Origin of the sequence: uncultured Photobacterium sp. (assembly GCF_947502415.1) — a bacterium.
Lineage (GTDB): Bacteria > Pseudomonadota > Gammaproteobacteria > Enterobacterales > Vibrionaceae > Photobacterium.
Map to the genome: position 1 here is coordinate 123,404 of NZ_CANMZV010000014.1, position 13,104 is coordinate 136,507.

Here is a 13,104-nt window from a genome sequence, read left to right on the forward strand (position 1 = left end):
CGTTTTTCGTCGGCTTTTGTTTAGTACGTTAAGGGCTGGATCTTACAGTGCTGCGATAGTCGCTTGCTGCTCTTCTAGCTTAACAAGAGTTTCTTTGTAGCCTTCAAGCTTTTCACGTTCTTTAGCAACAACGGCTTCAGGTGCTTTTGCAACAAAACCTTCGTTACCTAGCTTGCCTTCGATACGCTTGATTTCACCTTGGGTCTTCTTCACTTCACCCGCCAGACGAGCAAGTTCGGCATCTTTGTCGATAAGACCGGCCATTGGGATCATCAGTTCAGATTTGCCAACCAGTGCTGTGGCACACGCTGGCGTTTCTTCACCGTCAGCCAGTACTTTGATACCTTCCAGCTTAGCCAGTGACATCAGAACCGTACGGTTTGCTTCAAGGCGAGCAGCATCTTTCTCATCTGCCGCTTTCATCATCACGTCAAGCGGCTTGCTTGGTGCGATGTCGTATTCGGCACGCAGGTTACGGATGCTAGTGATGAACGCTTTTACCCACTCGATATCAGCAATTACAGCTTCATCGAAGTTCGCTTCATCGAACTGTGGCAGCGACTGTAGCATGATAGTGTCACCATCTACGTCATTAACCAGCGGCTTCACGCTCTGCCAGATAGTTTCGGTGATGTATGGGATCACTGGGTGAGCCAGACGCAGGGTTTTCTCAAGCACGGTGATTAGTGTATGACGAGTCGCACGCTGCTGCGCTTCAGTACCTTTCCAAAGAACAGGCTTGGTCAGTTCCAGATACCAGTCACAGAACTGGTTCCAGATGAACTCATAGATAGTGTTCGCTGCCATATCCAGACGGAAGTTTTCGATATGGGCATTGAACTCTTTGGCTGCCAGCTCGAACTGAGATTCGATCCACTTGTCAGCCTGTGAGAATTCCATCTCGCCGCCGTTCATACCGCAGTCTTGCTCTTCTGTGTTCATCAGTACGTAACGGCTTGCGTTCCATAGCTTGTTACAGAAGTTACGGTAACCTTCCAGGCGCTTCATGTCCCAGTTGATGTCACGGCCGGTAGATGCCATTGCTGCCAGGGTAAAGCGCAGAGCATCTGTACCGTAGGCTTCGATACCGTTTTCGAAAGTTTTGCGAGTCTGCTTTTCGATTTTCGCTGCCAGCTGAGGCTGCATCATGTTGCCACAACGCTTCTCTACTAGCTCTTCTAGGCCAATACCGTCAATCATGTCGATAGGGTCAATAACGTTACCCTTAGATTTCGACATTTTATCGCCGTTCTCATCACGGATAAGTCCGGTCATATAAACAGTTTTGAATGGTACTTGTGGCTTGCCGCTTTCATCTTTACAGAAGTGCATGGTCATCATGATCATGCGGGCAACCCAGAAGAAGATGATGTCAAAACCTGATACCAATACATCTGAAGGGTGGAAGGCTTTCAGTGCTTCGGTATCTTCAGGCCAGCCTTGTGTGCCGAATGTCCACAGTGCCGATGAGAACCAGGTATCCAGAACGTCATCGTCCTGGCGAAGAACAACTACTGGTGCCAGGTTATTGTTTGCACGGACTTCTTCTTCAGTACGGCCAACATAGACGTTACCGTCGTTGTCATACCAAGCCGGGATACGGTGGCCCCACCATAGCTGACGAGAGATACACCAGTCTTGAACATCACGCATCCAAGCAAAGTACATGTTTTCGTACTGCTTTGGTACAAATTTGATATCACCATTCTCAACCGCTTTAACGGCTGGTTCTGCAAGCGGCGCGGTACGTACGTACCACTGGTCAGTCAGCATTGGCTCGATAACAACGCCACCACGGTCACCGTAAGGTACGGTCAGGTCGTGATCTTTGATTTCTTCAAGCAGGCCAAGTTCATCAAATTCAGCAACGATTGCCTTACGTGCAGCGAAACGCTCCATGCCGTGATATTTAGCTGGAAGCTCAGTGCCGTATACATCGCTTGATTCACCGTTGGTGGTGAAAACTTCAGCTGCATCACGAATGTCTGCATTGAAGGTCAGGATGTTGATCATTGGCAGGCTGTGACGCTTACCAACTTCGTAGTCGTTGAAGTCGTGGGCAGGCGTGATTTTCACACAACCAGTACCTTTTTCCATATCGGCGTGCTCATCGCCCACAATTGGGATGCGACGGTCAACGATTGGAAGCAGGATTTCTTTGCCAATCAGATCTTTATAACGTGGATCTTCTGGGTTCACTGCAACACCGGTATCACCCAGCATGGTTTCTGGACGAGTGGTTGCTACAACGATGTAATCTTTGCCTTCTGCGGTTTTCACACCATCCGCCAGCGGATAGCGGAAATGCCACATGTGGCCTTTTTTGTCTTTGTTTTCAACTTCCAGATCAGAGATTGCAGTGTGCAGTTTCGGATCCCAGTTAACCAGGCGCTTGCCACGGTAGATTAGATCTTCTTCGTAAAGACGAACAAAGACTTCTTGAACTGCATTAGATAGGCCGTCATCCATCGTGAAGCGCTCACGATCCCAGTCTACTGATGCACCAAGGCGACGAAGCTGTTTAGTGATAGTGCCACCAGATTCGCCTTTCCATTCCCAGATTTTGTCGATGAAGGCATCACGGCCGTAGTCGTGCTTGGTTTTGCCTTCTTCTGCTGCAATCTTACGTTCCACAACCATTTGGGTTGCGATACCTGCGTGGTCGGTACCGACTTGCCATAGGGTGTTTTTGCCTTTCATTCGCTCACAGCGGATCAGGGTATCCATGATGGTATCCTGGAACGCGTGGCCCATGTGCAGGCTACCAGTGACGTTTGGCGGTGGGATCATGATGCTGTAAGCATCTTTAGATGTGTCACCGTGAGGCTTGAAGTAACCTGCCTCTTCCCAGCGCTGATACAGCGCTTGCTCAATTGATTGTGGGTTGTATGTCTTTTCCATAGCGCTCTTAGAAGGATCTATGTGGAATTAGGGCGTCTCAGGGGCAGCGGCGGTTTGCAATTGAATGCCAGCAAGGCGATAAGCCTTGTAGCGCTCACGAGCCAGCTGCTTGAGGTTTTCGTCGCAAGGAACGAAGTCTACCACTTGTGAGAAGGTTACGGCAAAATTTGGTGCTTCTTGGCTCAAATTTATCAATACCCCTCGGTGGCCGCTGTGTCGTAACCCTGGCCAGCCAATCTCGACCGGTGCGCCCCCGCGAGGGCCTTCGCCAATGAGATTGTGTGGCACAAAGTTATCGGGTTCTTGCTGCCAAAGGTATTCATCTATTTGTTCTGCCTGAATTTTGCTCTCAGCCAGTAAGTACACTTTGTGGCCTTGCCTGTAACTCAGTGCTGCTTGATAACAGGCAAAATGAATCTGATAGTCGCTATCGGCTTCAATGTGCTTCTCATCGATAATATAAAAAGTAGCATGAGTCATCAGGTTTACTCTATATAGGAAGGGGGCCATCTGGCCCCCCTTTGTCTTATTCGACGTTCTCTAGGCCAGCTCGGTTTAGCAAGAATTGGACTAATAGCGGGACAGGGCGGCCTGTCGCACCTTTCGCCTTGCCTCCGACCCATGCTGTGCCGGCAATGTCCAGGTGTGCCCAGTTGTATTTCTTGGCAAAACGAGACAGGAAGCAGCCTGCGGTAATGGTGCCGGCTCCTGGTGTACCCAGGTTGGCAAGGTCGGCGAACGGGCTGTTCAACTGCTCTTGGTACTCATCAGACATCGGCAGGCGCCATGCGCGGTCGCCAGCTTGTTCTGATGCGTTGATCAGCTCGTGAGCCAGCGGGTTGTGGTTGGCAATCAAGCCGCTGATGTGATTACCCAGAGCAACCACACAGGCACCGGTCAGGGTCGCCACATCGACCACGCATTCAGGCTCGAAGCGTTCAACATAAGTCAGCGCATCACATAGCACCAGGCGGCCTTCCGCATCAGTATTCAGTACTTCAACAGTCTGACCTGACATGGTAGTCAGGATGTCGCCCGGACGGTATGCACCGCCGCCGGGCATGTTTTCACAGCCAGCCAGAATACCGACGACATTGATCGGTAGGTTCAGTTTTGCCAGTGACTTCATTGCACCGAAAACTGTCGCTGCGCCACACATGTCGTATTTCATTTCATCCATCTGGGCTGATGGCTTGATAGAGATACCGCCAGAATCAAATGTCAGGCCTTTACCGACCAGAACAATAGGCTTAGCTTCCGGGTCCGGGTTACCCTTGTATTCGATTACCGACATCATGGCTTCGTTTTTCGAGCCCTGGCCGACGGCTAGGTAAGATGTCATACCCAGCTCTTTCATTTCCTGTTCGCCGATGATTTTTGTACTTACTGTATCGAAATCATCTGCCAGACGGCGGGCCTGAGAGGCCAAATAAGCTGGGTTTGCTACGTTTGGCGGCATGTTCCCCAAGTCTTTACCCGCTTTGACTCCAGAAGCAACAGCAAGGCCATGAGTGATAGCACGCTCGCCCAGAGATAATTCACGGCGTGTTGGTACATTGAATACCAGTTTACGCAGCGGGCGGCGGGTTTCCGGTTTGTTGCTCTTGAACTGGTTAAAGGTATACAGGCTGTCTTTGGTGGTTTCGACGGCCTGGCGTACTTTCCAGTAGGTATCTCGGCCCTTAACGTGCAGCTCTGTCAGGAAGCAAACCGCTTCCATCGAACCTGTTTCGTTAAGGGTGCTGATGGTCTTCTTGATGATTTGCTTGTACTGGCGCTCATCCAGCTCACGTTCTTTACCACAACCAACCAGTAATACACGCTCTGATAATACGTTTGGTACATGGTGAAGCAGCAGCATTTGGCCCGGCTTGCCTTCTAAATCGCCACGGCGCAGCAAGGAACTGATATAGCCATCGCTGATCTTGTCGAGTTGCTCGGCAATTGGAGAGAGGCGACGTGGTTCGAAGACGCCAACGACAATACAGGCACTGCGCTGTTTCTCGGGGCTACCACTTTTTACACTGAACTCCATGCGTACTCCTACATCCTATAAAGACAATTAAAGCTAAATGTTGGATAATACCGCACTTACTTGCTGGACCGCAGTTTCGGTATAGGATCAAAGTGCAGGTTAACAATTAGCCGAAAGATTAAAAAATAACTGATTAACCGAAAAATTATAGTGATTCCAGCAAAAAAACAAGTTTTCTATGGGTATTTAAAGCGTGATTATTGTTCGGTATTTGACGCGTGAGACATTAAAGAGCCAATTTGCAGTGCTTTTTGTGCTGTTTCTTGTCTTTATCAGCCAGAAATTCATCCGTATTCTGGCTTCTGCCACCGAGGGTTCGATCCCTAGTGATTTGATCTTGACCTTGATGGGGCTGTACATGCCGTCAATGGCATTATTGATGTTGCCACTGAGTCTTTACATCGGGATTTTGTTAACTTTCGGGCGTTTGTATGCCGAAAGTGAAATCACCGTGATGAATGCAACCGGAATCGGTAATAAGTTCTTGATCCAAGCGGCACTATGGCTGGCCGTGATCACAGGTTCTTTTGCTGCGTTCAATTCGCTGTGGCTTTCGCCGTGGAGTGTGGAGCAGGAAACCCGGGTGATGGAGCAGGTTGAGGCTGACTCCGGACTGGAATTGCTGGTGAAGGGCCAGTTCCAGGCAGCGCCGGACGGTAAAGGCGTGGTGTTTGTTAATGACATTACCGAGAGTGGCTCTCGTCTGCATAACGTTTTCGTGGCTCAGGTTACGGCCCGTGACGCCCTGCGTCCGAGTGTGATGGTGTCGGATCGCGGTTATGTCAGTGAGCTTGATGATGGCCGCCAGGTACTGGATTTAAAAAATGGTACCCGCTATGAAGGTTTCCCGACTCGTTTGGATTATTCCATTACTGAGTTTAAAGCCTACCAGGCTCTGATCGGCCAGCGTGCTGTACGTGAAAAACGTCGTGATTGGGATGCCTTGCCGACACTTGACTTGATGAAGCGTCCGGAGCTGGCAGCAAAGGCCGAGTTCCAGTGGCGGGTTTCGTTATTTTTATGTATTCCATTACTAACCATGGTGGTGGTACCGCTGTCAGCGGTTAACCCGCGTCAGGGGCGATTTGCCAAACTATTCCCGGCAGTACTGATTTATCTGGCTTACTTTTTGTCTATCAGTGCAGGAAAATCTGCGATTGAAGATGGGAATTTGCCTTCATTTATTGGTTTGTGGGCGATCAATGCGGTGATTTTCCTCATCGCAGTGGGGTTAAATACCTGGGATACCTTGCCGGTTCGGGTGCTGAGAGAAAAATTACGGAGACGCGGCTAAATGTTTAAGATTCTTGACTGGTACATTGGCCGAACGATTATTGCGACAACGGCACTGACCTTGTCGACGCTGGTGGGGCTGTCGGCCATCATCAAATATGTAGAACAGCTGCGTAAGGTGGGCCAGGGCACTTATGATCTCTGGAAGGCGCTGGCTTATGTGTTATTGAGTGTGCCGCGTGATATTGAGATGTTTTTCCCGATGGCGGTATTGCTGGGGGCACTGATTGGCCTTGGTACGCTGGCCTCAAGCTCCGAGTTGGTGGTGATGCAGGCCGCGGGTTTTTCTAAGCTTGATATCGGCTTGTCAGTGCTGAAAACTGCGGTACCACTGATGCTGATTGTTATGCTGCTTGGCCAGTGGGGCGCGCCGGAAGCGCAGAAGGCGGCGCGTGAGCTGCGGGCATTGTGGACATCCGGCGGGAGCATGCTGTCGGTGCAACGCGGGGTCTGGGCAAAGGATGGTAACGACTTTATCTATATTGGCCGGGTGCATGAGCAGAGCCATTTGGATGCGGTCAATGTGTGGCAGTTTGATGAGAAAGATAAGCTGATTCAGACTATTTTTGCCAAGTCGGCTGAGTATAGTGAGAAGGACGGTTGGTTGCTGGAAGGAGTAACTGTCACGGATATTTCTGCTGTGAAACAGACGAATAGTGAATTTGATTCGCTGCCTTGGCAAACGACCCTGACTCCGGACAAGTTGGCAGTTGTAACCGTGAAGCCGGAAGAGCTAGCACTGTCAGGGGTGTATGATTACGTCTCATACCTGAAAGAATCCAAACAGGATGCTTCTCGTTATGAGTTGGCTTTCTGGCGTAAAGCTCTGCAGCCGGTGTCGATTGCCGTGATGATGTTATTGGCACTGTCGTTTGTTTTTGGTCCGTTGCGCTCGGTAACCATGGGGGCAAGGGTACTGTCCGGAGTGATCTTCGGTTTTGCTTTTTATATCTCTAATGAGCTCTTCGGGCCAATGAGTATCGTCTATCGGCTGCACCCGGTCATCGGCGCGATGGGCCCGAGCCTGGTCTTTCTGTTTATTACCCTCTACCTGCTCAGACGTAAGCTGTAAAACAAGTTATAAAAAAGAAGGAGCCGATTGGCTCCTTCTTTTTTATTCAGTTTACCTTCGACAGGACAACCATTTCACATTCGGCCATGATGTCCTGGAAAGATTGCTTTTCTTGACTAAAAGGAGCAATCAGATTACCTAGTCCAAAGGCCGATGTCCCCATTCGGATCAGGGCTTGGGTCAGGCGGATATTGGAGCCGTCTTTGTTTTGCAGCCTTAGCTTCCATGCACGCATCCCCAGGGTTTGTCCGCCCTTGCACCAGAAGTAAGCAAAGAAGCTAATGATCACCAGGGCAAGGTAGCCGGTATAAAGTATCCCGACCACCGGATGCTGAGTCATGTAAGCACTGACATCTTGATAGTTGCCCAGTTCCAGCAGTCCCAGATGGAGCATCAGTGCGGCAATCGCCATAGCGACACCACCTGCAAGCATTAGTACCGCAGCAATGACCAGAGAGTCGTAGAGCCAGGCACCTAGGCGGCGAAATAGCCCCGGATAATGCTTGGCCAGTTTAACGTCCTGTTGTTTTTTCTGTTTCATCTCTACACCAAGTTAAGTTATTGGTCGGCTCTTCGGAATGCGGCATCCTGAAATTCATCGTTCTGGGTCAGTTCAGCAACAAAGAGCGAACAGCTGGGCGCAGTGTAGCAACTTCATGAATTAAGGTGAATGGTCGCGCTGCTGGAAATGAGACAGGGAAAAGCCGATAGTTCAGCATTTAGCAGCTATTCTTTATTTTCAAGCCCCTGTGCGGAGACGAGGAGAAGCATGATGGCAGAAGAAAAGAAAAACACCACTAACTGGCCTGATTTGGCCGGTGCCTTGTATGACAAGCTGACTGAACGCCATGCCGAATTGACTTATGATTTCAATAATGTCGAGGTCAGTGTTCCCAGTGGTGCGGGAGATAAACCGGAGCACTCTATCTGGAAGTTCAACGGCAGTATCAGTATCCGGGGGCGTAACCTGGAGGACTAGTGATGCAATGGCAGCTTCTGGGTGAGATGGATATCGAGGTGAATGGATTGCCCATTCACCTGGCTGCTCGGGGCGAGCTGTTGGTATTTACCCTGACACACATCACCACTTTGGCGGTTGCGGTGCGCACCTTGTCTCATTTACCTCGGTGTGTCGGCTCCAAAGTATCACTTACCCAGCTGACTGACGTTTGCCCCGAAATATGCGTTAATCTTGGGGCTGAAACGATATTGCATATTCGACGTCGAGACGGGGTGTTTTCTGGCCTGTGGCGTCATCATTACTCATTTAAGAGTAAAACGTTATGGCTGAGGAATAGTTTTCGTTTGCTGCGAGACTATTACAGTTAACTATAGCTAACTTTGCATATTGATTGATTGGTTGGTTGGCGTGAAAATTGGCTACTTTGCTAGTTGTTGGTTAAATATAAGCCAGACAAACAGAAATACGGGCAAATAGCAGAAGAAAGGCTTGCGCACCTAATCGGTATCCGTATAATGAGCCGCATCTGCCCGAGTGGTGAAATTGGTATACACGACGGATTCAAAATCCGTTTCCTTCGGGAGTGACGGTTCAAGTCCGTCCTCGGGCACCAGATTCAAAACAAAGCCTCAGCCAAAGCTGGGGCTTTGTTGTATCTGGCCTTCAATTTTCTTCTGTGGTTTTAAAGCAAACTATTGCCGATTTGATGCTCTCTAGTGTTCAGTCTTGGCCTTAGCTGTGCTTTTTTTTGCTCTTATCTTGAACTACACACTTGATATCAAAGGCAAATCGTTTTGATGTGGTGTAATGCTATGTCTTCATTCATTTAGGTTGCTTGTAAATGGTTGGGGCCTCCTTGTGGAGTGTAGTATTGCTTCCTATCAGTAAAATAACTCGGGCTGCCGCTGAATTGTTGATTAGCAATATTCACCAAGAAGATTGCCTAGCGGCTCGTTATTTTCAACCTGAGTTGTGTCTTCGTAGAAGCGATAGAGTTATCGATCCAGCCTGAGCCTCGCCTTTCCCTTAATTTGTACATCCAAGTTACGCCAATTTAGCTATGTTTTATAAACGGTAAATTGTCACTGGCGAGTATTAACATGGATGCAAGCTTTCAATATGCAGATGAATTCGGGCCGTTTAAGGTGATTCATTTGTATGAGCCTTCTCTTTCTCTTAAGGCCGTTCTGGTTGTTGATAATGTGGCGATGGGGCCATCAATTGGTGGTATCAGAATGGCTGCGGATGTTACGACGGATGAGTGTTTTCGTCTTGCCAGGGCGATGACCTTCAAAAATGCGGCTGCCGGGCTACCTCATGGTGGTGGCAAGGCGGTTATATGCGCCGACCCCAAAATGCCCAAGCAGAAAAAACAGGCACTGGTCCGTGCCTTTTGTCAGGGGTTGCGAAATGAAGAAAGTTATATCTTTGCACCTGATATGGGGATGGACGAAGAGTGCATGGCTTGGATCCGGGATGAAGTTGGCCGGGTTGTAGGGTTGCCTCGTGAACTTGGCGGAATACCGCTTGACGAGCTGGGCGCGACGGGGTGGGGATTGAGTCATGCCGTTGATGTTGTTGCTGAACATTGTGGTTTTTCAATGCAGGGGGCAAGATTTGTGGTTCAAGGGTTTGGTGCTGTTGGCAAGCATGCAAGTCGTTTTCTGGTTGAAAAGGGAGCCCTGCTCGTGGGGGTGTCAGACTCACGAGGAGCTATCAGCAATGAAAATGGCCTTGATGTTGAGCAACTTATCTCGCTAAAGGCGCAGGGCAAGTCGGTTATTGAATACAATGATGCGATGGAGCTTCCTGCTGAAGGTCTAATTGATTTGGAATGTGAACTTTGGATCCCTGCAGCACGCCCGGATGTGATTCATGAGGGGAATGTTCAGCGTTTAAAGACCAAGGCTGTGGTTCAGGGGGCCAATATTCCCTGTACACTTGCTGCTGAAGCCTACCTTCACCAGCATGGTGTGCTGTGTCTTCCTGATTTTATTGCCAATGCTGGTGGTGTGATTTGTGCGTCGATGGAATACCACGGAGCCACTCAGCCTGCCGCGTTTGCTGCTATCGAAGAGAAAGTTAGGCGCAACGCTCAAGAAGTACTTAAGCGCATCAAGGCACAACCGATGTTACCCCGAGAAGCCGCAATGGCTTTGGCTAAGGAGCGCTTAAAACTGGCGATGTCCTATCGACGTTATTCGCTGTTTTCGACAGCGCCTCATTTCCTTTGATGGTTTGGCAATAGGTGAGGTACGCAAAATGGTTGAAGCGGGAAAAAGCTATTTTCACCGCGGCGGTACGGAGCCGCTTCTCGGGCAAACTATTCCTGAACACTTTGCGGGTATTGTTGCACGTTACCCCGAACAGGAGGCTGTCGTCTCTGTTGCTCAGGGACGTCGGCTGACTTACCGAGAGCTGGACGAAGCGGTTCGATTATTGGCAAAAGGGCTGTTGGGCGCCGGGTTTAAAAAAGGCGAACGAATTGGTGTCTGGTCGACTGATAATCTGGAGTGGTTGTTGTTGCAAATGGCGACAGCCTATGTCGGGATAATCTTAGTTAATATTAATCCGGCATATCGTCAGCGGGAGCTGGCCTATGCATTGCAGTGTTCTGTTGTACAAGGGCTGTTTGTGATCCCGTCCTTTCGAGACAGTGATTACTTGTCGATGTTGACTTCATTGCTTCCGGAGCTAAAGACTGGTTCAGGCTTATCGAACTTGAATAACAGACAATTACCGTTCTTGCGTACGGTGGTGGTGTTTGAACCGGAGAATCCCATACAAACAGATCGCCCAGCACCAGGATTTGCTATATGGAATGATGTAATAAAAGCTGGGAATATAGTATCAGAGCAAGAGTTATCTGAAGTGATAGCCAGCCTCGATTGCGATGAGGCGATCAATATTCAATATACTTCCGGGACGACGGGCTTTCCCAAAGCGGTGGTACTAACTCACCATAACATTTTGAATAACGCGTATTTCTCGGCCAAAGCGATGCATTTCACTGAGCGTGACCGATTATGTGTGCCTGTGCCCTTCTATCATTGCTTTGGTATGGTGTTAGCTAATCTGCTTTGTCTTTCTGTCGGCGCGTGCATTGTGATTCCGGCAGAGCATTTTGAGCCGGAGGCTGTGTTGCAGGCAATTGACCATGAAAAGTGTACTGCTGTGCATGGTGTTCCAACGATGTTTATCGCTGAGCTGGAGCACTGTAATTTTTCTTGCTATGACATGAGTAGCTTGCGCACTGGCATCATGGCTGGTGCACCTTGTCCTCCATCATTGATGTTACGGGTGATAGAAGACATGCATTGCCGGGAGATCCTTATTGGTTACGGCGAGACGGAAGCGTCACCTCTGACTCACCTGACTTCACAGGATGATAGCCTAGAGCGACGAACTGAAACGGTCGGAAAAAATTTACCTCATCAGGAAGTGAAGGTGGTCGATCTCCAGACGGGAGCCAAAGTTTCGCTGGGGGAGGTGGGCGAAATTTGTTTCCGTGGGTATCACCTGATGGAAGGTTACTATGGCAATGAGAAAGGGACTAGGGACGCTATTGATGATCATGGATGGCTCCATTCTGGAGATTTAGGAATAATGGATGCAGATGGCTATGTGAAGATAACAGGTCGGATCAAGGAGATGATTATCCGCGGCGGAGAAAATATCTACCCGAGGGAGATCGAGGAGTTTCTTTTTGCTCATCCTAAAATTCGGCAGGTGGCGGTGTTTGGGGTGCCGGATGCTTATTATGGTGAACATGTGGCGGCTTGGATCCAGCTCCATCCGGGAGAGAACCTGACAGAGAAGGATATTATCACCTATTGCGAGGGACAGCTGACTCATTTCAAGATCCCGGTTTATATCCGGTTTGTTGACAGTTTCCCGATGACAGTGACAGGAAAGTTGCAGAAGTTCAGGATGCGAGAGCAAGAGGTTGAAAGGCTTAATAAGAAGCCAGAATGAGCATTGTGAAGTGGTTTACACGCTAATAGATAAATAAAAGTCTTGTATATCAAGCTCATATTCGTATAATACCTAGCACTTGCCCGAGTGGTGAAATTGGTAGACACGACGGATTCAAAATCCGTTTCCTTCGGGAGTGGCGGTTCAAGTCCGCCCTCGGGCACCATATCTCATAGCAAAGCCTCAACTTCGGTTGGGGCTTTGTTGTATCTGGGCTTTCTTGCCGTTTGTTTTTCCCTTCTATTTATAGCAATGCTAATCGCCGTATTTAATCTTTTGAGCTGATTAGTGCCATGACTGGTTTATATTGGGTATGTGAAGTTTCAAAAAATATTACCTCTTGTTAGCTCTTAGAACTATTTGCAGAGAGAATAGGTTATAGCGAACTTGTAGTGTTGCGCAAAAGATGAACGCTTTTGCTTGTTTTGTTTGCTTGTTGTTCTGTTGGTGTGTTTTTAGTTATTTATTTCAAAAAGCCCCTTGCTAACGTGATCGAAGTCTCTATAATGCCATCTCACCGACACGGAGTACGGCAACTTAAGCCGACGACGTAGCGGATTGTTCTTTAACAATTTGACCATGCAATCTGTGTGGGCACTCGTAAAATGATTAGTCAAACCTTTTGTCTTCACTCCTTTTTGTTTTCACTTTTAAAAAGTGAAAATAAACGGGGAAGTGAAAGCAAATATGGCATCAATGAACTGAGTGACCAATACGAAATGGCTTCGGCTAGATCGGCACAGTCAATTCTTATCTTTTATAGATAATTATCAGTATTCATTAAGCCAATCAAAATCTTAAATTGAAGAGTTTGATCATGGCTCAGATTGAACGCTGGCGGCAGGCCTAACACATGCAAGTCGAGCG

At 48.7% G+C, this 13,104-nt stretch carries 10 protein-coding genes, 2 tRNA genes and 1 rRNA gene; 9 read left to right on the forward strand and 4 right to left on the reverse strand.

Features of this window, described 5'->3' with window-relative positions; all coding sequences use genetic code 11:
* Positions 1 to 42 precede the first annotated feature (42 nt).
* From Q0852_RS15490 to pepA, 3 genes are read right to left on the reverse strand one after another with little or no spacing between them, the layout of a single operon-like run.
* A complete protein-coding gene (locus Q0852_RS15490) occupies positions 43 to 2,901 on the reverse strand; it encodes a valine--tRNA ligase (RefSeq protein ID WP_299019447.1) in 2,859 nt (952 codons plus the stop codon).
* A gap of 27 nt (positions 2,902 to 2,928) precedes the next feature.
* Entirely contained in the window at positions 2,929 to 3,381 is a 453-nt protein-coding gene (locus Q0852_RS15495; RefSeq protein ID WP_299019462.1) for a DNA polymerase III subunit chi, read from the reverse strand.
* 46 nt (positions 3,382 to 3,427) lie between these two features.
* The gene (gene pepA / locus Q0852_RS15500) at positions 3,428 to 4,936 is read right to left on the reverse strand and encodes a leucyl aminopeptidase (RefSeq protein WP_299019449.1); all 1,509 of its coding nucleotides are present in this window, start codon (positions 4,934 to 4,936) and stop codon (positions 3,428 to 3,430) included.
* Positions 4,937 to 5,129: 193 nt separating this feature from the next.
* Here pepA and lptF point away from each other — a divergent pair, with 193 nt between their 5' ends.
* Together lptF and lptG are read left to right on the forward strand one after the other, a co-directional pair.
* Positions 5,130 to 6,230 (forward strand): LPS export ABC transporter permease LptF, encoded by a 1,101-nt coding sequence (lptF, locus tag Q0852_RS15505; protein ID WP_299019450.1) that lies wholly within the window; start codon positions 5,130 to 5,132, stop codon positions 6,228 to 6,230.
* Positions 6,231 to 7,301: an LPS export ABC transporter permease LptG gene (gene lptG, locus Q0852_RS15510; RefSeq protein WP_299019451.1), complete on the forward strand. Its 1,071-nt coding sequence runs from the start codon at positions 6,231 to 6,233 to the stop codon at positions 7,299 to 7,301.
* Between the two features lie 46 nt (positions 7,302 to 7,347).
* Here lptG and Q0852_RS15515 read toward each other — a convergent pair whose 3' ends face one another.
* Complete coding sequence (locus Q0852_RS15515; RefSeq protein WP_299019452.1) at positions 7,348 to 7,842, reverse strand: RDD family protein; 495 nt, start codon at positions 7,840 to 7,842, stop codon at positions 7,348 to 7,350.
* 228 nt (positions 7,843 to 8,070) lie between these two features.
* Here Q0852_RS15515 and Q0852_RS15520 point away from each other — a divergent pair, with 228 nt between their 5' ends.
* The 7 genes from Q0852_RS15520 to Q0852_RS15550 form a co-directional block, all read left to right on the forward strand.
* Complete coding sequence (locus tag Q0852_RS15520) at positions 8,071 to 8,280, forward strand: hypothetical protein (RefSeq protein ID WP_299019453.1); 210 nt, start codon at positions 8,071 to 8,073, stop codon at positions 8,278 to 8,280.
* A 2-nt stretch (positions 8,281 to 8,282) separates the two neighbouring features.
* Positions 8,283 to 8,630, forward strand: a complete 348-nt coding sequence (locus Q0852_RS15525; RefSeq protein ID WP_299019454.1) for a hypothetical protein — start codon at positions 8,283 to 8,285, stop codon at positions 8,628 to 8,630.
* A 160-nt stretch (positions 8,631 to 8,790) separates the two neighbouring features.
* Positions 8,791 to 8,875: transfer RNA gene (locus tag Q0852_RS15530), tRNA-Leu, on the forward strand.
* Between the two features lie 487 nt (positions 8,876 to 9,362).
* Positions 9,363 to 10,496 (forward strand): Glu/Leu/Phe/Val dehydrogenase, encoded by a 1,134-nt coding sequence (locus tag Q0852_RS15535; protein ID WP_299019455.1) that lies wholly within the window; start codon positions 9,363 to 9,365, stop codon positions 10,494 to 10,496.
* A 28-nt stretch (positions 10,497 to 10,524) separates the two neighbouring features.
* Entirely contained in the window at positions 10,525 to 12,237 is a 1,713-nt protein-coding gene (locus tag Q0852_RS15540) for an AMP-binding protein (RefSeq protein ID WP_299019456.1), read from the forward strand.
* A gap of 81 nt (positions 12,238 to 12,318) precedes the next feature.
* A tRNA-Leu gene (locus Q0852_RS15545) sits at positions 12,319 to 12,403 on the forward strand.
* A gap of 633 nt (positions 12,404 to 13,036) precedes the next feature.
* A 16S ribosomal RNA gene (locus Q0852_RS15550) occupies positions 13,037 to 13,104 on the forward strand; the annotation flags it as partial.